18 protein-coding genes and 4 pseudogenes are annotated in these 20,018 nt (G+C 37.8%); 12 read left to right on the top strand and 10 right to left on the bottom strand.

The genetic code is table 11. The features are described 5' to 3' along the window. Positions 1-6 precede the first annotated feature (6 nt). From cadA to EA365_11865, 5 genes and pseudogenes are all read left to right on the top strand, one after another. Positions 7-2,130, top strand: a complete 2,124-nt coding sequence (cadA, locus tag EA365_11885) for a cadmium-translocating P-type ATPase (GenBank protein TVQ43711.1) — start codon at positions 7-9, stop codon at positions 2,128-2,130. After that, a pseudogene (locus EA365_11880) lies at positions 2,120-2,597 on the top strand (DUF2202 domain-containing protein). Before cadA ends, EA365_11880 begins: the two are co-directional and overlap by 11 nt. A gap of 58 nt (positions 2,598-2,655) precedes the next feature. Further along, a pseudogene (locus tag EA365_11875) lies at positions 2,656-2,847 on the top strand (hypothetical protein). 225 nt (positions 2,848-3,072) lie between these two features. Then, positions 3,073-3,375 (top strand): hypothetical protein, encoded by a 303-nt coding sequence (locus tag EA365_11870; GenBank protein TVQ43710.1) that lies wholly within the window; start codon positions 3,073-3,075, stop codon positions 3,373-3,375. Then, positions 3,360-4,139 (top strand): annotated as a pseudogene (locus EA365_11865) (transposase). Before EA365_11870 ends, EA365_11865 begins: the two are co-directional and overlap by 16 nt. A gap of 389 nt (positions 4,140-4,528) precedes the next feature. Here the strand turns inward: EA365_11865 and EA365_11860 are convergent. The 3 genes from EA365_11860 to EA365_11850 form a co-directional block, all read right to left on the bottom strand. Continuing rightward, entirely contained in the window at positions 4,529-5,260 is a 732-nt protein-coding gene (locus EA365_11860; protein ID TVQ43709.1) for a PEP-CTERM sorting domain-containing protein, read from the bottom strand. Between the two features lie 4 nt (positions 5,261-5,264). Continuing rightward, positions 5,265-5,639 (bottom strand): hypothetical protein, encoded by a 375-nt coding sequence (locus tag EA365_11855; GenBank protein ID TVQ43708.1) that lies wholly within the window; start codon positions 5,637-5,639, stop codon positions 5,265-5,267. A gap of 320 nt (positions 5,640-5,959) precedes the next feature. Beyond that, a complete protein-coding gene (locus EA365_11850; GenBank protein ID TVQ43707.1) occupies positions 5,960-6,220 on the bottom strand; it encodes a DUF5132 domain-containing protein in 261 nt (86 codons plus the stop codon). Positions 6,221-6,414: 194 nt separating this feature from the next. On the opposite strand from EA365_11850, the gene EA365_11845 reads away from it, so the two are divergent. Beyond that, on the top strand, positions 6,415-7,287 hold the full coding sequence (locus EA365_11845) for an aldose epimerase (GenBank protein ID TVQ43706.1): 873 nt from the start codon (positions 6,415-6,417) through the stop codon (positions 7,285-7,287). Positions 7,288-7,416: 129 nt separating this feature from the next. Here the strand turns inward: EA365_11845 and EA365_11840 are convergent, their stop codons facing one another. The 3 genes and pseudogenes from EA365_11840 to EA365_11830 all read right to left on the bottom strand — a co-directional run bounded on the left by EA365_11840 (position 7,417) and on the right by EA365_11830 (position 10,584). Further along, positions 7,417-7,941: a DUF2808 domain-containing protein gene (locus EA365_11840; protein ID TVQ43705.1), complete on the bottom strand. Its 525-nt coding sequence runs from the start codon at positions 7,939-7,941 to the stop codon at positions 7,417-7,419. A 117-nt stretch (positions 7,942-8,058) separates the two neighbouring features. Next, positions 8,059-9,372, bottom strand: coding sequence for an efflux RND transporter periplasmic adaptor subunit (locus EA365_11835; protein ID TVQ43704.1), 1,314 nt, complete (start codon positions 9,370-9,372; stop codon positions 8,059-8,061). Between the two features lie 378 nt (positions 9,373-9,750). Next, positions 9,751-10,584 (bottom strand): annotated as a pseudogene (locus tag EA365_11830) (endonuclease). Between the two features lie 165 nt (positions 10,585-10,749). Between EA365_11830 and EA365_11825 the strand changes: the two are divergent. From EA365_11825 to EA365_11805, 5 genes are read left to right on the top strand one after another with little or no spacing between them, the layout of a single operon-like run. Further along, entirely contained in the window at positions 10,750-11,130 is a 381-nt protein-coding gene (locus tag EA365_11825) for a hypothetical protein (protein TVQ43703.1), read from the top strand. Positions 11,131-11,147: 17 nt separating this feature from the next. Beyond that, on the top strand, positions 11,148-12,308 hold the full coding sequence (locus tag EA365_11820; protein ID TVQ43702.1) for a cysteine desulfurase: 1,161 nt from the start codon (positions 11,148-11,150) through the stop codon (positions 12,306-12,308). Between the two features lie 4 nt (positions 12,309-12,312). Then, positions 12,313-13,059 (top strand): DUF1995 family protein, encoded by a 747-nt coding sequence (locus tag EA365_11815; GenBank protein TVQ43701.1) that lies wholly within the window; start codon positions 12,313-12,315, stop codon positions 13,057-13,059. 59 nt (positions 13,060-13,118) lie between these two features. Continuing rightward, entirely contained in the window at positions 13,119-13,790 is a 672-nt protein-coding gene (locus tag EA365_11810) for a DUF4433 domain-containing protein (GenBank protein ID TVQ43700.1), read from the top strand. 5 nt (positions 13,791-13,795) lie between these two features. After that, positions 13,796-14,764, top strand: a complete 969-nt coding sequence (locus EA365_11805) for a hypothetical protein (GenBank protein ID TVQ43699.1) — start codon at positions 13,796-13,798, stop codon at positions 14,762-14,764. Positions 14,765-14,879: 115 nt separating this feature from the next. Here the strand turns inward: EA365_11805 and EA365_11800 are convergent, their stop codons facing one another. Genes EA365_11800 through EA365_11785 form a run of 4 tightly spaced genes read right to left on the bottom strand, consistent with a single transcriptional unit; the run spans position 14,880 to position 17,470 of the window. Then, on the bottom strand, positions 14,880-15,602 hold the full coding sequence (locus EA365_11800; GenBank protein ID TVQ43698.1) for an ABC transporter ATP-binding protein: 723 nt from the start codon (positions 15,600-15,602) through the stop codon (positions 14,880-14,882). Then, positions 15,595-16,365, bottom strand: coding sequence for a cobalt ECF transporter T component CbiQ (gene cbiQ / locus EA365_11795; GenBank protein ID TVQ43697.1), 771 nt, complete (start codon positions 16,363-16,365; stop codon positions 15,595-15,597). Before cbiQ ends, EA365_11800 begins: the two co-directional genes overlap by 8 nt. Next, complete coding sequence (cbiM, locus tag EA365_11790; GenBank protein ID TVQ43696.1) at positions 16,349-16,987, bottom strand: cobalt transporter CbiM; 639 nt, start codon at positions 16,985-16,987, stop codon at positions 16,349-16,351. The genes cbiQ and cbiM overlap by 17 nt, the downstream gene beginning before the upstream one ends. A gap of 6 nt (positions 16,988-16,993) precedes the next feature. Next, positions 16,994-17,470, bottom strand: coding sequence for a carboxypeptidase regulatory-like domain-containing protein (locus EA365_11785; protein TVQ43695.1), 477 nt, complete (start codon positions 17,468-17,470; stop codon positions 16,994-16,996). Between the two features lie 184 nt (positions 17,471-17,654). Between EA365_11785 and EA365_11780 the strand changes: the two genes are divergently transcribed. Next, positions 17,655-19,853, top strand: a complete 2,199-nt coding sequence (locus EA365_11780; GenBank protein TVQ43694.1) for a polysaccharide biosynthesis tyrosine autokinase — start codon at positions 17,655-17,657, stop codon at positions 19,851-19,853. Positions 19,854-20,018 lie beyond the last annotated feature (165 nt).

The following is a 20,018-nucleotide window of genomic DNA, read 5'->3' as shown; positions in this document are numbered from 1 at the left end:
TAGATGATGACAGGACTTGTATTAGAATCTCAATCAGAAGTTATCCATATCTTACCAGGAAGGTTAAGATTAAGAGTTCCTCTGTTGGAAAATAAAGCCTTTACTAATCGTTTGGTAGAATTATTAACAGCAGAAACATGGATTAAAAAGTTTCGGATTAATACTTGGGCAACTTCGGTGGTGATTCATTATCATCAAAGGGAAAATCAGGATATTATTCCACAATTACAGGAAATTTTAGCCGAAGCTGGTCAAAAACCCTCCTCTTTATCTTCTTCACCCAAACTACAAGAGGAAGAATGGTCGAGTCTTACCCTTCCTCTCGTAGCTGTCAGTCTTGCTGTAACAAGTAGGCAACTCGGACTACCTTTTTTACGTGTAGGGGCGATCGCTTCACTTATCGCTGCTACCCTTCCTGTAGCGCAAAGAGCTGTTAACAACATCTTTCGAGAGCAAAAACTCAATATTGACTGTTTAGACTTGTTAGCGATTGTTTTTAGCGGTTTACAGGGAAGATTGATTACCCCTGCACTGATGATAACTCTTCATGAATTAGGAGACTTAATCCGCGATCGCACCGCTAGAGCTACAGAAAGACAAACTGCCGAGTTACTAGACACCATTGGGCGTTATGCTTGGGTAGAAAGAGAAGGAAAACTTATCCAAATCAACAGTGACTGCGTTATTCCCGAAGAGATAGTCATAGTCTATCCAGGTGAACAGATTCCCGTAGATGGAGTAGTGCTCAAAGGAGAAGCAACCATCGATCAACAACAACTTACAGGGGAATCGATGCCTATTGTCGCTCAAACGGGAACTTATGTCTATGCTTCTACCCTGTTACGTTCAGGTCAAATCCATATTTCTACCGAAAAAGTCGGTTATCAAACCCGCGCTGCAGCTAGTTGGGAATTACTGCAAAAAGCTCCAGTTCATGATACCCGTATGGCTAATTATGCAGCTAAACTAGCCGATAAACTGATTATACCCTCTCTGACTTGGGCGGGATTGGTTTGGGTAACAACCCGAGATCCTAGTAGAGTTGCTTCTATTCTTACCCTCGACTTTGTCACGGGAATTAGAGTATCTATCCCTACCGCTTTTCTAGGAGCATTAAATCATATTACCAGACATGGTATTTTAGTACGTAGTGGACGCACCCTAGAGTTACTCTCAGAAATAGATACCTTCGTTTTTGATAAAACAGGTACTCTCACCCGAGGAGAAGTAGTAGTAGTAGGTATCCAAACCGTAGCAGGAAGACTATCAGAGCATGATTTATTACAGTTAGCAGCATCAGCAGAACAGCGCATAACTCACCCTCTCGCTGAAGCGATCGCCGTTTTTGCTCAAGATCAAGGTATAGAAATTCTCCCTCGGGAAAATTGGGAATATAGCGTAGGGTTAGGTATGACAGCGACGATCGCGGGTAAAACCGTGTTAATAGGTAGTGAAAGATTCCTGAAACAACAAGATATAGACTTAGAGGGATTTTCCTACTCTGGTGAAGAACTATCTCTAATCTACGTGGCTTGTGATGGTCAGTTTCAAGGAGTTATCCAATACGCTGATCCCTTGCGTCCTGAAAGTTCAGCCCTGATTACTAAGCTACAACAAGATTGGGGAATATCTGTTCATTTATTAACAGGAGATAATCAAGAACGCGCTATGCAAGTAGCCCATGCTCTCAATATTCCCAAAACTCAAGTATATGCGGAAGCTTTCCCCGAACAAAAAGCGCAAATTGTCCGCGATTTACATCGCTCAGGAAGAACAGTCGCTTTTGTAGGAGATGGACTCAATGACTCAGTAGCTTTAGCTTATGCTGACGTCTCTATCTCTTTTGCTCATGGTTCAGAAGTAGCTAGAGAAACAGCAGACGTGGTTCTAATGAATAATAACCTTAATAGCATTCTCGAAGCTATCGCGATCGCTAGAGAAACCAGAAATCTCATCGACCAAAATATACTATTGGTAGTAGGTCCTAATTTACTCGCTTTGGGTTTAGCCTCTACCGTCGGACTTAACCCTCTTTTGGCTACTACTATTCATAATGGTACAGCGATCGCCGCAGGTTTGAATAGTTTACGACCTTTAGCTCAACATCAAATCGAAAATTATGTTAAATAAGCTCGAAAAAGCACTTGTAGAAGCAATCCAAGACGAATATAAAGCTCGTGCGACTTATAGTCTCGTTATCGAAAAATTTGCACCAATTCGACCATTCATTAATATTGTCCAATCGGAAGAAAGACACATTCAGGCGTTAGTGCGACTTTTTCGCAAGTATAATTTGACTATTCCTATCGATAATTGGGCAGAGCGAGTAACTGCACCTGATTCCGTCTTAGAAGCTTGTCAACAAGGTGTTATCGCCGAAAGAGAAAATGAAATAATGTCTAACAGATTATTAGCTCTAACCACGGAATATCCTGATGTACAACGCGTCTTTCTCAATCTAAAAAGAGCTTCTCTTTGAAAATCACCTTCGCGCTTTCTCTCGTTGTGTAGGAGAAACACACCAATTCTCCCGCTCAAAAGGTCATCGACACCGTCACGGTAAACATCGTCTTGTCTCAAAACCCTGTCAAAGTTAATAAGAACTTTTCTCAAGATTTGTTAGAATTAGTAGCAATTGCACCAGGAGAAAAAATCATGTCAATTGTTCATTGGGATAGATCGGTAGTAAGTTTCCATCTTAAAGAAATACTAGACGATTACAAATCAGGTGACACTACAGCTTTAGCGGGATTAGGATTAATTTTATTAGGTACTACTATTGTTCCTGCATCAGTGAAATTAGGTCGTCCTATTCTCAAAGCTATTATTAAAAGTGGTATATCTTTGTTAGAAGACAACAAAGTCTCTCCACAGCCAACAAAGCTTAAATTTTTACCAACTCCTTACTCTAGTGAGAAAAACGGTTTAGTACATCTAAATAAGTAGTAGCTCGTTTGAACATCATCAAATGCACCAAGGCTTTTTTTACCTGTCCTTGGTGCTTTATTGCACTTATTGCATTTATTCGCTAGATTGTAAGTAAACTAGATTACTCACTTTCATGTGTTCATAATGAGTTCATTAAGCCACCACAATTTGATTATACCCACTGCACAAGAAGCTGAAGAAGCACGAACTCTTCTATCTAATCTTCATGGCGAACAGATTCACATCCAAACAGAATCAGGTGTTACTTTTTCCCTATCTGCTACAGCTATAACTGGTTTAAAAAACTTACTCTTACAAATAAATCAAGGTAATGCTATATCTATTACCCTAATTAGTGCTGAATTAACTACTGATAAAGCGGCAGAACTTTTAAATGTTTCCCGTCCTTACTTGATTACACTTTTAGAACAGGGATTAAAAAGCTAGTTGCTCTAAGCAATGGGGAACAAATAAGTAACCCACAGTTTGAGAAACAACTAGAGCGAGTTAAAAGAATTAGACAACGTCGAGCTAGTCGTAAAAAAAGAGGGTCAAGTAATCAGAAAAAAGCATATCAAAGATTAGCTAAAATTGACCAAAAAATAGTTAACCAAAGGGATGATTACCAATGGAAAGTAGCAAATAGACTAGTTAGATTAGCTGATGTAATTATATTGGAAGATTTAAATGTTAAGGGTATGAGCAAAAGATGCTCACCTAAACAAAATGAGGCAGGCAAATACATTAAGAATAATCAAGCAGCAAAACAAGCTTTAAATAGGTTGATTAGAGATTGTTCCTGGGGCAACTTGAAATTAAAGATACAATCTGTAGCTGAAAAGTTTGGTTGTATCGTATTAGAAGTTAACCCTAAATTCACGTCTCAAACCTGTTCTAATTGTGGTCATGTTGATTCTGCAAGTAGGGTAAAAGAAAAATTTACTTGTACTAATTGTGGGTTCATAGCTGATGCTGACAATCAAGCTGCAATTAATATAGGCAAGAAAGGATTAGAACTTCTTGGACTAGGTTTGTCCAAGCTACTGGGAGTTACTCAGGAAGTCACGCTTAAACCTGAACTAACAGGTTTGGCTAGAAATAGTCAGGAAATCTCAATGGCGTTAGTTGTTGAGCCTAAGAACCCTCTACAGCTAAGTCTGTTTGAGTGGATAAACGGACAAGCAATTGTCTGTTCAGAATCCCCGACCTAAAGATTCCGGGAGGATGTCAACCAAAATCTGACTTTACCAGATGCAAAAGATAGACATATTCTAGCCGCGGCGATTCAGGTTAATGCTCAAATCATTACTTTTAATTTAACTGATTTCCCCACAAGGATTTTAGATAAATATGGTATCAAAGTGACACATCCAGATGACTTACTTATGGAGTTGATTAATATAGACTTAGCTAGAGTTTGTTATTCTTTAGGTAAAGTGCGGCGACGTCTCAAAAATCCGGCTAGAAGTCCCTTGGAATATATTAATACTCTAGAAAAACATAATCTAAACAAGACTGCTTTATTTCTTTCTGAACATCTACAAAATCTATAAGAAATGCACCAAGGCTTTTTTACCTGTCCTTGGCGCATTATACTAACTTAAACCTTCAACTTTCGTTTTAAAGGCATTAAACCTGCCAACAAAACAGAAGCAATAATCGTGGTTGGTTCAGGAATAACAGGATCATTTATGGGAGTAACCTGAGCAAATTGTCCTCTTTCACCCAAGGGAGTAACGGGGTTGCCTAAAGGAGGTAAGTACGCTTCACCTACCCTACCATCATCAATGAGTTCTTGTGTTGTCCGAGTGGGAAAAGCAACCTCTTCATGAGTACTAAAACCGATAGGGAAACCAAACTCATCAGCCCAATCATCTACATGAAGATGAGGAGTTTCGCTTCTTGGGGGTTTTGACCAAAAAGTTAAACCACTCGCTTCTGTTGGATCATTACCACTTTCTCTGTCATAATTGGGTGCTCCAATACTAATACCGTCAGGAGCATTGTAACTACCTGCTTGGAGGATTTCCATGGTATTGATATTAAAATTAAAATTGACTCCTGGATCTTGATGATTATTGTTATAAGTTCTCAAAAGAGTCCCATTAGGAGCATAAAAGGAGACATTGAGATAATCTAAATCACCTGTACTGACAATGCCACCAGGATAGCTTTGATTCTCATCATAACCAAATGTACCTCTGACGCCAAAACCGGCGATTTGACCAGTCCAATCAAATCTAAAGTCAGCAGCTTGTGCTACTAAAGGAACACTTGCCATTAAGGCTGTACCAATCGTGATAGCGGTTGTTTTGAGTAAATATCGAGACATGAGTTTATACCTGTTTTTGTTTCAAATAAATGGACAATTTGCGACCATACATCAAGTCGTTGACGATATAACCAATGGGATAATGTTGCAAAATGGTGAATAATTTTTGGGCTTTACCTTCTAACTCAGGACTTATATAGACAGAAATAGTTTTAACCTTGGTTTTGAGGCAAAAATAAGAGTCTATATCGGGGTTATCCAATGTTTGAGCGATATAATACCTGATTCTTTGTTCTATCTTCATTTTGCGTACAAGAAACAACCCCCCTACAGGAGGGCTAAAAGCTAAACTGCTACAGGAGGTTATTTGTGTCTTTCCCGGAAAAGATGCTAAAGAACCACTAGAAAGAATCTTAGCACTATTGCTAATTATTTGCAATAAGTTTGGGTAAATAGTATAATATTTTTAGAGATAAAAGCTAGCTATGGGTTCAATAGCTAGTGAGAATCTTTGTCTTTAAATTTGAGAGAGCAAGTCAATGATGAGTAGATCTAAAGGTGATTACCCAAATCGGTTGTATAATTCGGTTAAAATTAGGAGTATGATTAAATCCCGTTGGGGAGAAGTCTGGGAAGTCGTCAATAATAGAGAAAAATCCTCTTTGCTGAGAGAAGAGGTTTAGAAAGACGGGAGCACCCTCGCCATTTACCAGGCGAGGAGTAAAAGATTAAGGTGTGTAGCGAAAGTGGTAACAAAACTTATTTTTGTTCTTCGATTACTTCGGCTTTAGCTTCAGCGATGATATCGCCAATGACTTCTGAAGTTTCAGCCAGATTAGCTTTAGTTTTTTCGTAAAAAACAACTCCAGTTTTGAGAGTAGCTTTAGCAACAGGTTTTAGTAAAGATAACACAGTAGGAGCAAGAACAATTGTACCCAAACCAATAACAACCGCTTGAGAGGGGCTAACACGGAAAGTTTGAGTAAAATTGTTAGACATATTTTTGATTTCTTCTGACATCATTTTCTCTTTATTCAATCCAACAAACTTTTACTAATGCTATTATAAGCTATTTTTTAAGTAAATATTCTTAATTAATTCTAACACAAGTAACGCAACAACCCTGATTAATAAGATTAATCTAAAAAATCCTTGACTAATGTTCCAGTTTACCTTACAACCAACTTATCTACCATTATCACCAAAGTAAACCTATGTTTAAAATCGCCTCTACACAATCATTATACAAAACCTATCATCTTTCTGATGAAATAGGACAATCCGAAATTAGCGTTGTACCAGAAAGAGGTGGTATAGTAACCGAGTGGCGCTGGCAAAATCAAGATATTTTTTATTTAGATAGAGAGAGATTCCAAGATCCTAAATTATCTGTTAGAGGTGGTATTCCTCTATTATTCCCCATCTGTGGTAATTTGGTTGATGATACTTATGAGTATGAGGGAAAGACTTATAAGTTAGCCCAACATGGATTTGCTCGTAATTTACCCTGGGAAGTGACTCAAGAGTCTAGAGAAGGGAAAGCAAGTATCACTGTTAGTCTTAAAAGTAATGCAGAAACTCTTTTAGTGTATCCTTTTGATTTTGAATTAGACTTTATTTACACAATTAAAGGTAATACCCTAGAATTAGTTTATCGTCATCGGAATCTTTCTGACCAATCAATGCCTTTTGCCACTGGGATACATCCTTATTTTTACGTAGCAGATAAAAGTCAATTGTTATTGGAGATTCCCGCCACAGAATATCAAGCTAAAGGAGATACCAAAAAGGAACAATTCACAGGTGAATTTGATTTTAACCGAGAAGAAATTGATGTAGCTTTTACTAATCTTTCAGCTAATATAGCTACGGTTACTGATAAACACAGACAACTCAAGCTAAGTATTGAATACGATAAAAATTACAGTACTTTAGTATTTTGGACAGTCAAAAACAAAGATTTTTATTGTTTAGAACCCTGGAGTTCTCCTCGTAATGCACTCAATACAGGTGAGAAATTACTAATAGCTGAACCTGGAGAAACTCAAGAAACAAAAATAGTTTTTACTATAGAATCTCTAACTTAATTAGTAATTGTAAAAGGGAGCGAAAAGCTCCCATCATTATTATTTATTTTTCTAAATGAGCTTGAGGATACATAGCCATTTTTATCACAAATTTGTTCATTTTTTGTTCTATAGCGCTATACTATTTACTTACCAAAAAGATTGATAAAAACTTAACCTAGCCACACCTAAATCTAAGCCTATGGGATTATCTCCCGCGGGAAAAGCATAGATTCTAAACAAATAAACGCCTTCAGAAGTTGGATTTTGTCTAGCCCTTAAACCAACTGTAAAAACAGTATCTGGGGGGATAGGTTCGGCAAAAATAATCTCAATAGTTTGATTATCAGGATCTAAATTGACTTGTTGAATATTAATAGCTTCACCACGATTTCTAAAACTCCCAAGAAAAGCTTGAGTTTCATTCAGGTTAAAATCGATTGTGCTAAAATTCGAACCAGGAGTAATAGTAAGTTTTCCCAAAGATTGTTGAGAATCAACGGGTAAATTAGTGGTAAAATAATACCAAGACAACCTAAAACCTACACTATTATGAGGAACAGTAGCCCCCACGAAAGTTGGGGGGGTTCCCGTAAAAGCATTGCTTGGTTGTGCTTTGATAGGTTGAGAAGTTAAAAGGAAAATGGCTAGAGAAGATAAGATGATTCTCTTCATACAAAGAAGAAGGAATAAATCAACAACAAAATAGTACCTCCAAAAAGAATGTGATTCATCCAGTCATCAAAAGACCAGTCTTTGAGGGAATTTTTCTGTTTAGTCATGGGAGTTGTCCTAATTAGCTTGAGATTGCGTATTATCGGGTTGTATCGGTCGTCCATTAGACAAGTCAAGTATTCTTGACACAGCTATTTGATCTCCTGGCTCTAATCCCGAGATTACCTGATAAGCTTGACCTTGGATTGGTCCTACTTGTATTGGTGTCTGTTTAGCGACTAAACCAGAATCCCCTTCCCCTTGTTCAGCGACAAAGACGAATCTCTGACTACCGAGAGTAGAAACAGCGATCGTTGGTACTAATAATCCTGGTTGTTCATTCCAGATGATTGTGACAGTGACAAACTGTCCATTACGCAGAATACCATCATTAGGAAAAGTTACCTTAGCTAAGATACTTTGAGTAGTTGGATCTACATTAGGAGAGATAAAAGTAATTGTACCTGTCTGACCTTCTCCTGTTCCTCCACCGTCGATAATTTCTACAGTAAGACCTAACTTTAATAAAGATCTTTGCTCAACAGGGACAAAAATACGTAAATCAAACTCACGGTTATCAGTCAAAGTAGTTACAACCTGACCAACATTAACGAAATCTCCCGCTTGGGGGATATAATCGCCCACCTCACCATCAACAGGAGCGACAACTTGGTTATCTTGTAAACTAACTCTAGCTACCCCTAATTCACCTTCTGCTGCTGCTACTTGTGATTCCGCACGAGCGATATTAGCTTTAGCTTGTTCAATACCTTGTATAGCTGCTTCTAGTGCTTGCTCTTGAGCGCTGACGGTTTTTTCTTGAGCTTCTACATTAGCTTCACTGGTTTTTAATTCGTTAGTGCGATTATCTAATTCTTGTTGAGAAGCTACTCCCTCTTCTACTAAAAACTGAGCACGAGCAAAGTTAGTTTGGGCTAAATCCAGGTTAGCGGTAACGTTTTCTAATTGAGCTTTAGCTCTGAGTAAATTAGCTTCTGCTTCGGCTTTTTGAGCTTGAGCACTGATTAATTGAGATTGGGTAGCCGCTAAATCCGCTCTAGCTGATTGTACCCTAGCTTCTCTAGCGTTAACCTCTTCTTGTTGTTGTTCAGGCTCTAGTAACATTAAAGGTGTACCTCTGGTTACAATAGTTCCACTAGGTACAAGTATTTCTAAAACTCTACCACTGATTCTAGGTGCGAGATTGACTGTCCTAGTGGCTTCGAGACTCCCGACAAATTGGCTACTATTGATTAAGCTAGTTTGTTCGAGGGTTTCTAACTTAACGGGTAAAGCTTGGGGTGCGGTTGCTTGATTTTGTTCTTGAGCGCAACCTGTGGTTAAAATAAGAGCAGCACTAAATAAGCTGGCGTATAGTTTGACTTTTAGCATAGGTGTTTTTTGTGATTATTCTCAATTATTTTAGTGAAAATAAATGTATTCTCCCAATTTAGCTCTAGAATAGGTGACCGAATCGATTATCTCACCTTGGGGGTTGAGTAAATCAACACTGTCTCCATTATTGTTAAGAATCATTGGTTGTCCGTTGCGCTTGATTTCTTTTTTCTCTCTTGGTTGTAGGATACCTAACTCGTCCAAATCCCAAGTAGTTTGAGCGCGATCGCGTAACTGCCATCCTTGGAGATTAACAGGATTTGAGCTATAATTACCGATGATAGCAGCTTCGTTGTTACTTTCGTCTTCTTCGGGACGAGGTAAAAGCCCTAGGATAACCACAGCATTATCAGTTATATTAGTACCAACAGGGGTGATCAGGATTTCTGCTTCTACGGGATAATGATCGGAGTAACCGCGATTTCTTTTCTCACACACCGGCTTATCTTTGAAGAGAATTTCTGAACTCCCCCTCCAAGTTTGGGCTTGATTGCCTAGAAAGATAAAATCTAGGATACCATCGTATCTAGGGTTACACTGTGTTCCTGTTGTGGGGCAATTACCCCTACTTAAACAATTCGGTTTCAACCACACAAAAGTATCATCAGATAAGAAAATATCGAAAGCTTGGTTACCTCTTTGACTAGAGATAGAGAAATCAAAGTTATAATCTCCTACAGCGATGATGGGTAGTCCTTGCGATCGCCCCCAATTCCGTAAATTTTCCGCTTGTAACTCTCTTTTATCCGCGTCAACACGATTAAAGTGATTAACCACGAATAAAAACTCTTGATTATTGGGGAGAAACCTAAATTTAGCCACCAAGGGTGCGCGTGTTCCGCCGATATTAGCTATTTCTCGACTATCGATTAATGCTAATCTTTGACTATTGAAGATAATTTGTAGGCGATCGCGTCCTCCTGTTGTGCCTAGGATGGACTGATAATTAGGATTACCCCTAGCTATAGCGAGAGTAAAAATTTCTGCATCATTGGCATTTCCTACCTCTGTTAAACCCCAAATATCAGCAGGTGGGATTAACTTAATATCTTCTGCGACTAAGCGTGGATTAGTTCTTTCAATGGGATTAGATTCAACGTTATAAGTGATTACTCTGAGTTGTTCGGCTTGAACTGAGCAAGCGTTCAAACAGATTACCAATAGGCTTAAGAGTAGATATTGGACTAGTTTCACGAATTTTCTCTTAATTTAGACTTAACTTCACTATATTTGAAACTTAGCGTCTTAGCAAGTCTTAGTTTCAATTTTGTAAAGTTATTGTAAAGTTATAAATAAGGTTATAAACAAGTTAAGATACACCATCCTGATTTCTAATTCAGGAGAAAATCGAAGCAATAAGAGCTGAGTAAATGTATGTCCAAGAGAAAAAAGAGGTTTTCCTGCGGTCATCGAGGATATGGTCAAATTTGTCATCAATGCGCCGCTCAACATTCTCAGAAGGAAGACAAAAAAACCCATAAAATAGAATGGGAGGCAACTTTTGCACATGATCCCATTGATTTAAGTGCACTTCCTAAGAAAGTTGTCTTAAAAGCGCGTACCATTATTAAAGGTTTACAAAATCACAGAAACTACCGAGATTTTCACGGGAAGCGTCTTAGACACGATCGCTTTATCATCAGCATACCAGTCACGCGTAATTATCGTTTAATTTGTCGAGACCATGGTAGTTTTGTCAACCCTGAAGCGGTAATTTCTCATGAAGATTACAATGTATGTAAACCAGGAGGTTAAATTATTCAGCAGAAACAATGCAAATTTATCTAGATTATAGTGCCACAACCAAACCCTGTACAGAAGCGATCGCTCTAGTACAAGAAATCTTCGCGCTAGAGGGTAACGCTTCTAGTTTACACTCTTGGGGAGAAAAAGCAGCTACAGCTTTAGAAATAGCGCGCATAGAGGTAGCTGATTTAATCAACGCACAACCAACAGACATTACCTTTACTTCAGGAGGAACAGAAAGTAATAATCTTGCTATCTTTGGTATAGCTAAACAATATAGCCAACCCCAACATATAATCATCTCTAGTGTAGAACATCCCGCAGTTAGCGAACCAGTCAAAATCCTTGCTCAATCAGGATGGGAAATCACCCAATTACCAGTCAATACTCAAGGTAGAATCAATCCCCTAGACTTAAAAGCAGCTATACAAAAAAATACAGTTTTAATCTCCATTATCTATGGACAAAGTGAAGTAGGAACTTTACAACCTATAGCAGAATTAGCCCAAATAGCTAGAAATAATCAAATTCTCTTGCATACAGATGCAGTACAAGTAACAGGAAGAGTAGATATCGACGTAGAAACCCTTGGGGTTGATTTACTCTCCATGTCTAGTCATAAACTTTATGGACCACAAGGGGTAGGAGCACTATATATACGTCAGGGAGTACAGATAGAACCCCATTTATACGGAGGAGCACAAGAACAAGGATTACGCCCAGGTACTCAACCAATAGCTATCATAGCAGGATTTGGGGCAGCAGCAGCAAAAGCTAAACAAGAATTAAGTAGAGAATCACTACGTTTACAACAACTGCGCGATCGCCTCTTTACTCACCTAGCAGATTCTCCCTACCTTATCCCTACAGGAGATAGAATCAATCGTTTACCTCATCACCTCAGCTTTATTATTAATCCCAACTATTTTGATAAGAAGATTACTGGTAAAACCATGGTACGTCAACTTAACCTCGCAGGAATAGGAATAAGTTCTGGTTCAGCTTGTCAAAGTGGTAAACTCAATCCTAGTCCCATACTATTAGCTATGGGTTACTCTCAAAGTGAAGCAATTAGAGGAATTCGTCTGACTTTAGGTAAAGATACTCAGATTGCTGATATAGATTGGACAGCTATGGTCTTAAAACAAATTCTTCAACGTCTCAAACCTCAATTACTCACAGTTTAACATTATGTCTGTACCTCAAAGTTTAGAAGAAGCAATTAGCAACGCCAAAACAGCAGTAAAAGCAGCTCTAGCTGATGGTTATCAACGTGTACAAGTAGAGCTAGTTATACCAGAAATAGCCCTACAAGCTCAAGCAATAGCTCTAGAATTTACCACTATCTTCTCTGATTATGGTTCAGGTTTAAAAGTAATCTTCCCCGATACAGGAGCAGCAGCTTTAGCCCGTAGAGATTGGGGTGAGACTACCTTTAAAATTACCGATATCGGTACGTCTCGTAGCCCTGTAGAGCGTAGAATTAGCGATAGTGATCAATTATTCCTAGTGGTATCTCCTTCCGCGGTAGAAGTAAACCAGGTCGAAAAACTCTGTAATCTCCCAGGCGATCGCCCTGTGGTGTTACTAATTCCCCAACTCGAAGACGTATCTATAGTCGGTATTGGTTTAGCTGCGCGTCAATTGCGAGAGCGTTTCCTGAGTACCATAGAATCCTGTTACTATTTTAGACCCCTAGAAGGAGCAGCAGTAATCAAAGTTTATCCCGGGACTTGGCAAGTTTGGGTAGAAACAGCAGATAATAACAACTATGAATTACTCTGTGAACAAACGCAAAAACCCATGGGAGAAGCTTTAGAACGGATCTTAACTCAACCGAGTACCTCTGAAGATACCCCCCCTACCCCTGTTATAGCTAAGAAAAAATCAGGTTTACTCGGAAGTTTACAACAATTTCTTAAAGCTTTAAGTCAGTAAGTTTCAGCTATGCTATAATAAGGCTAGTTAGGGGTTAGGTTTTATTATTTCTAGATAACATACTCAGAAGCTCCCTACTCCCGTCTCCCCGTCTTTTCCCTATTCCCTTTTCAAGTAGCGCTATAATCTTGAAAAACTTTAGAGGTCAAACAATCTTAAAAAAATATGGTATAGAATATCTCTACCATATAACCTCTATTGCTAATCTTGACTCAATTTTATTCCGTGGTCTTCTCTCTCATCAATACATTCAGCAACATAACCTTAAATATACCGATATTTCCCATTCTCAAGTACAACAACTCAGAGATGGTAAAATCATCAAGGGAATTCCTTTACATCAATACGTCCCTCTTTATTTTAATCCCAAAAACCCTATGTTATTCCTACGTAGGTCTCAACAATCTAAGTTGATTATCCTCGCAATCGATCCTTATGTCTTATTTCAACCTTATACTGTTTTTAGTGATGGGAATGCAGCTTCGGAGAAGACTAGTTTTTATGAAGCTAATCTCAGCAATCTTCCTCGCTTAAATTGGGAGATAATCCGACAATCCTCTCATTGGAGTGATCAACCAGATGGTAAAAGAATTAGATGCGCTGAAGTTTTAGTTTATCCAAGAATAGCAGTAGCTAAAATCAACAAAGTTTTCTGTTATGGTCAAAATACTCTCTCTAAATTAAATCATCTCCCTGTGACTGTAGAAGTTAACCACAATCTCTATTTTTAACACTCATGTTACACGAAACTGAAACTACTGTATTTAATACTAATGCTCAAGCAATCGTCAATACCGTTAACTGTGTCGGGGTTATGGGTGCGGGTTTAGCTTTAGAATTTAAATTACGTTTCCCCAAAATGTATGTAGATTACGTCTCTCGTTGTCGCAGACAAGAAATTAAAGTAGGCAAACTTAGTTATTATCGAGATGATTATACACCCATTATTATTAATTTTCCTACTAAAAATCATTGGAAATATCCATCTAAACTCTCCTGGATTGAACAAGGTTTACAAGATTTTGTCCAACAATACCCCCAATGGGGAATAACTTCTGTTGCTTTTCCTAAATTAGGTTGCGATCGCGGTGGGTTAAACTGGAATGATGTTTATCAATTAATTAAAAAATATCTTCAAGATTTACCCGATTTAACCATTTATATCTGTCTTGATACTGAAACCACTCCCCAAGGATTAGAAAAAGCCTTAGTGGATTTAGTTAATAATAATCAAATTGATTTATACCCACAAATAAAAGCATATCTTCCTATACAACGTCTGCGAGATTTACAAAAAGTCTTAACTAAAAAAGAGTATCCCCATTTATTTGAATTATTAAATTTACAACTCCAAGATAATTTTAAAAAACAATATACATTTAGTAAATGCGATGTGCGGATTAAGTTAATTTTATTATTAAATTATTTAGGGTTAAATTCTCAAGAAATTAGTCAACTAAAAGTTAACAATTTAGTTCAACAAAATGAATATATTTTAATTGCTTATGACTGTCAAAAAAGTATTATTATACCATTAAAATCATGGCAACAAATGCCCATTAATTTAGCTATCTTAAATCCTGAACAACCTTTAATTCATCAAAAATATAAACAGCAAAAACCCCTTAAACCAGCAACCATTCAAAAGTTACTAAGTCAAGGAAAAAAAGAGATGGGTATCTCTAAACTTAGATCTTGCATCTGAGGACAAAAGTTATAGCAATTCATTTGTACTAAAAATGAAATTTAATTTGTCCATCCGCAGAATGGGTATCCCTCAAAGTGCGATCGCTCACAATCTTAGACTATAACATTAGCTTTTACAACAAAGAAGCGGGAACTTCTAAACAATTAGCTTCCATCAAAGAGCGATCGCTCATAATCTTTTTAGGTATCCCATCAGCAACTATTTCACCCCCACTCAATAAAATTAGGCGATCGCAACTTTCCCGAATCAACTCCAAATCATGAGAAGCGATTAAATAACTATGTGAAGCTGACTGTAAAAACCGAATTAAACGACGACGCGCGCGTAAATCCAAATTAGCACTAGGTTCATCATATAGTACTAACCGTGGCTGCATCGCTAAAACTGTAGCAATTGCTACCATACACTTTTCACCCCCCGATAATTGATAGGGAACACGATTAGCTAAAGGAAGAGTTCCAGTCACAGATAGTGCATTTTCCACCCTTTGCTTAACAGATGTTGGACTCAACCCCATATTTTCAGGACCAAAAGCCACATCTTCTCTTACTGTAGAGCAAAATAACTGGTCATTAGGATTTTGAAAAACCAAACCGATATCAGGATAAAATTTACCAGGTTTAACCTCTTGATTAAATAAAGAAATTCTTCCCCCACTAGGTGAAAGTATCCCACACATTAACAAAAATAAAGTCGTTTTACCTGCTCCATTTGGTCCGATGACACCAATTTTTTCTGGTTGAGTTACGCGCAGATTAATGTTATGCAGAATTGTGTGTTTATCTAGCTCATAATCTAGATTCTCAATATTCAAAGCCAGGTTATTTTCAGCCATTAACCTTTATTTCTAAAATCATTAAACTAACCGCAATACTCAGAGTCACTGTAGAAGCAACCCTGCTGATTATATCACTATTTTTCTGATTAATTGGCATTATTTTACTATAACCATAACCTCGCAGAATCATGGCTTGATAAACTAGTTTAGACTGATCATAACTGCGTATTAACAAACTTCCCATTAACCGAGCTAAAACCGACAAATTGCGTTTATCAAAGCGATTAGCTTGAAAACCTCGTAACTGCATCGCTCTTTGCATAGTGGTTAAAGTTTCCGCTAATTCCTCCAAATAACGATAAGATAATAACATCATATCCACGATAATTGTTGATACATAAAGAGAGCGTAGAGATTGAATAGTAGTCAAAAAAGGAGCAGTACCAAATAAAACTAAATTAACCGTTAAAATACAAACAAAGCGAGTAATAATTAACAAAACAGCTAAACAACCTTCTTGTCTAATACTGAGCCAACCCAACTGAAAAATTACCGTTTCTCCCGCTACTAAAGGAAGAGCAACCACCATCGCTACGATAAATAAACCAGGATAGCGTAACCGAGTTAATAGAAATGATAATGGCAACCTAGATAAAGCATATAAAATAGCTGTAAGCACTATAATAATTGGGAGTAAAAACAACTGATTAACAAAAGCAAAAGCGATAATTAACCCAAATAAAGCGACTATTTTAGAGCGTTGTTCCCAACGATGAATCAAAGAATCTAGATGAGCGTGTTGATCAAGAATTAGTTTCATGTTTATCAGTTAATATACCTGGTTTTACCTTGCTCAAAAAACTAACAATAATCATCGTAAAAATACCCTCAATAATCGACTGAATACCATAACCAACTAAACTAAATAAAATAGCTTTTCTTTCTACATCAGCATCGATATCAGCGGGAATAAAACTAATCATAACAACAGTAAAAATAGCCGCAGATAAAGCCAAAGCCAAAGCCCCAACCAGGAAACTTCTTAATTTCAGTGGTAAAAAATTTAAACCAAACAAATAATAAGCAATTAAAGCAGGGAAACCCATAATTACAGCATTAAGACCTAAACTAGTCATACCCCCATGTCCAAACATTATGGCTTGAAAAAATAAACCGATTAAAATTGCTAAAAAAGAATAATAACCTAATAGTATTCCCATTAATCCATTCATGACAAAATGAATACTAGTAGGAGGAATAGGGAGATAGATAGCTGAAGAGACAAAAAAAGCAGCAGTTAATAATGAAGCTTTAGGAATTTCTTGTTCAGGAGGTATAGCAGCGCGACGAATTTGACGTAAACAATACCAAGTCGTCACTCCTGTGAGAGAATAACCAGCTAAATAGATACTAGGAGGGAGAAAACCATCAGGAATGTGCATAAATTCTTAACTTTTTTTAGTAGGTTGACGCGAAAAAAATAACGCAGTACCCACAAAACCCCAAACAGCACTAACACTCATCAAAATTTTTTGACGAAAAGTATAATCTGACTCTGGAGTAGTAACAGTAATAATTTCCGTTTCAGGGTTAGAAGATGCAGCACCAATAGGAATACTAATCATAGCACCATGACCAGCTTGACGTACTTGAACATCCCAATTACCTGGCTGATTAACGTCTGGTACAAAGCTAAAATTACCCTGTGAGTCGGTTTCACCCCTTAACCAAGGAGTTGTGGGATCATCAGGAGCATAAATAACTACTTGAGCATTATTCATGGGATCTCCTTGGTCATAAGTAGCTATAATCTGAATCCCAGTGGCTTCCTGGTAGGTAATGTGAGCACCATGAGCTAGTGCTTCTCCCGATTGAGTTAAGATACCCAAATATAATAACGGTGATAACCACTTTATTTGCTTCATGTTTATTGACCAGACCTGTTCAATCCCTTATTATGATCCTTTTGACTGGTTTCTTTCAATCCCCCTAGAGGGGATATGGTTATCAAATAAGATAAAGTTTGGAAAAAAGCTAATATAATATTGTTTTAAATAGTAGTAGAAACAATTCCCAGACAAGATTAACCATAAGATTAACTTAAAAAATATGACACCACCTTTAGTCAAACGCTTTTTAATAGCCTTAAATGAGCATAAACTTCTCAATATAGTTTTATTTAGCTTAATAATTGGTGCTTCCGTTGTTTTAGCCCTTAGACCTAAACCAGAACAACCTCAAGTAACTTATAGAGCATTAGGTACACTATCTTTTCGTAACCCTCCACCTATTTTTACCGCAACAGGAGAACAAGTACAAATCCAGGGAAGAAGTTTGATCTCTCAAGAGTTATTACTATCTCCCCAAGTTTTAGAAGCTGTCAGAGATTCCCTTGATATAGATAATAATCAACTCGCAGCTATAGTTAGACAATTAAAGGTTAGCCTCCCTAGCACAGCCAATCTACCACCAGGAAGCCCACAACAAGAACAATTAATTTCCCTAGAATATAATGGTACTGTAGATTCTGTGCAGTCTCGTTTTATTCTGCGAGTCTTCATGGAAGAGATGGTTAATTACAGTCGTTGGTTAAATGGTTATCAACTTAGAGAAAGAATTAACGCTCTTGATGAAAGACTCGAAGTGGTACAAAACGACCTGACAGAAGCAGAAGAATTATTTTACCGTTATATTAGCACCGACGGTTCGGCTTTGTTAGCCTTAGAAGATGGTAGTCTATTTAATGGCATTACTAGTGCTCAAACTCAACAAAGACAAATTAGGTTATTTCTAGAGCAAATTAATGCTCAAATCGATAGTATCGTTAAGCAATTAGGTTTAACACCAGAACAAGCTTATACTTCATCAGTGCTTAGTGCTGACCCAATTATCGCTACTCTACGAGCACAAATTCTGGAAATTGAAGCAGGTATCGAACAACTACAAAACGAACTGCGCCCAGAACATCCCACTATGGTAGAGCTATATAATCAACAACAAGCCACAGAGAGATTATTACAACAACGCGCCGAAGAATTAATAGGTGATGATGGAGTCTTAACCTCCTTACCCGAAAATATTCGTAAAGAAAGTAACCTAGATTTAGCTAGACAAGAATTAGCTAATCAATTAGTCGCCCTGCAAACACAAAAAGAAGGTTTAACTAGTCAATTAGTAGCTTTAGAAGAATTAGAACAACAATTACGTCAAGAATACGAAGCTTCTCCCGATAAACAGTTACAACAAGCTCGATTAGTCCAAACGGTGGAAAGTCAACGTATCCTCTATCAAACTATCTTAGCCGCTCTCACTGATGCTAAAGCCGCTGAAGCAGAAACAGTAAGTAGTTTAGTTATCGCACAAGAGCCATACGTTCCGAGAGCGATTCCTACCCTAGAATTACCCACTAACCCTCTATTAATTCTCGGTGGAGGTGTTGTCTTAGGAGGTTTAGCAGTCAGCGGTTTAACCTTCCTACTAGCTACTCTAGATGATCGCCTCCATACCGCGCAAGAATTACGGGAAACCCTCGGAAGTGCAGATTTACCAGTCTTAGGACAAATACCTGCTATTGCTAACCAACCAGGAGAAATATCTCATTCTGTCTTAAAAAACCCCGATTCACCCTATGTAGCTTTTTATGAACGAGTGCGGAGTAATATTCGTCGTTTTGGTACAGAATCCTATAAATTAATTCTAGTAACCAGTATTAATCGCTTTGAAGGCAAAACCGTTACCGCTTATAATTTAGCGATCGCTTCAGCTCAAGCAGGAAAACGTACCCTACTCGTAGAAGCAGATTTACGCTCATCTTCTTTAGCGTCAGTTTTTGATCTAACAGTCTCCCCTGAAGCTAAAACCGAACCATTACGCTACTATAGTTCTCGTGGTGATTGTATTAATTTAGTCCCTGAGCAAGAAAACCTCTATCTACTTCCTAGCACAGGTCCACAAAAACAAGCAGTGAGCATCATTGAATCTAACGAATTGCAAAGACTGCTTAGAGATGCTCGTGGTCGTTTTGACTTGGTAATTATCGATACTCCCTCTTTGGCTACTTGTAACGATGCTCTCTTATTAGAGTCTCTTATCGATGCGGTTGTTTTAGTTACTCGTCCTGGAATCACCCAGAAAAGTCTGCTTAATGAAACTATCGAACAGTTTTCGGAAGGAGAATTACCGCTATTAGGAGCTGTGATTAATTCCGTTGACGATTTAAGTCCCCTTACAGAAGTTCCTCCAGAAGAATTTAATCGCTTTGAAGCACCTAGAACCGTTGTTGTGTCAACCACAGGAGACAATAGCTAAAACTGAACCCTGCGATCGCCAGCTACGCACTTAGCTTAACCGCGAGAAGCCTCAAGCTTTATTTTCTCAAATAAGCGTGAGATGAATCGCGTCCTTATTTGATTTCATCTTGATTCTGTATATAAGTTTTAAGGGTTGAAATAGTAACACCACCACAACTAGCCA

The sequence above is a fragment of the Gloeocapsa sp. DLM2.Bin57 genome, from assembly GCA_007693955.1.
In the GTDB taxonomy this organism is placed as follows: domain Bacteria; phylum Cyanobacteriota; class Cyanobacteriia; order Cyanobacteriales; family Gloeocapsaceae; genus Gloeocapsa.
Note: the sequence above shows the minus strand (reverse complement) of the source record. Positions and strands in the feature narration are given on the sequence as shown.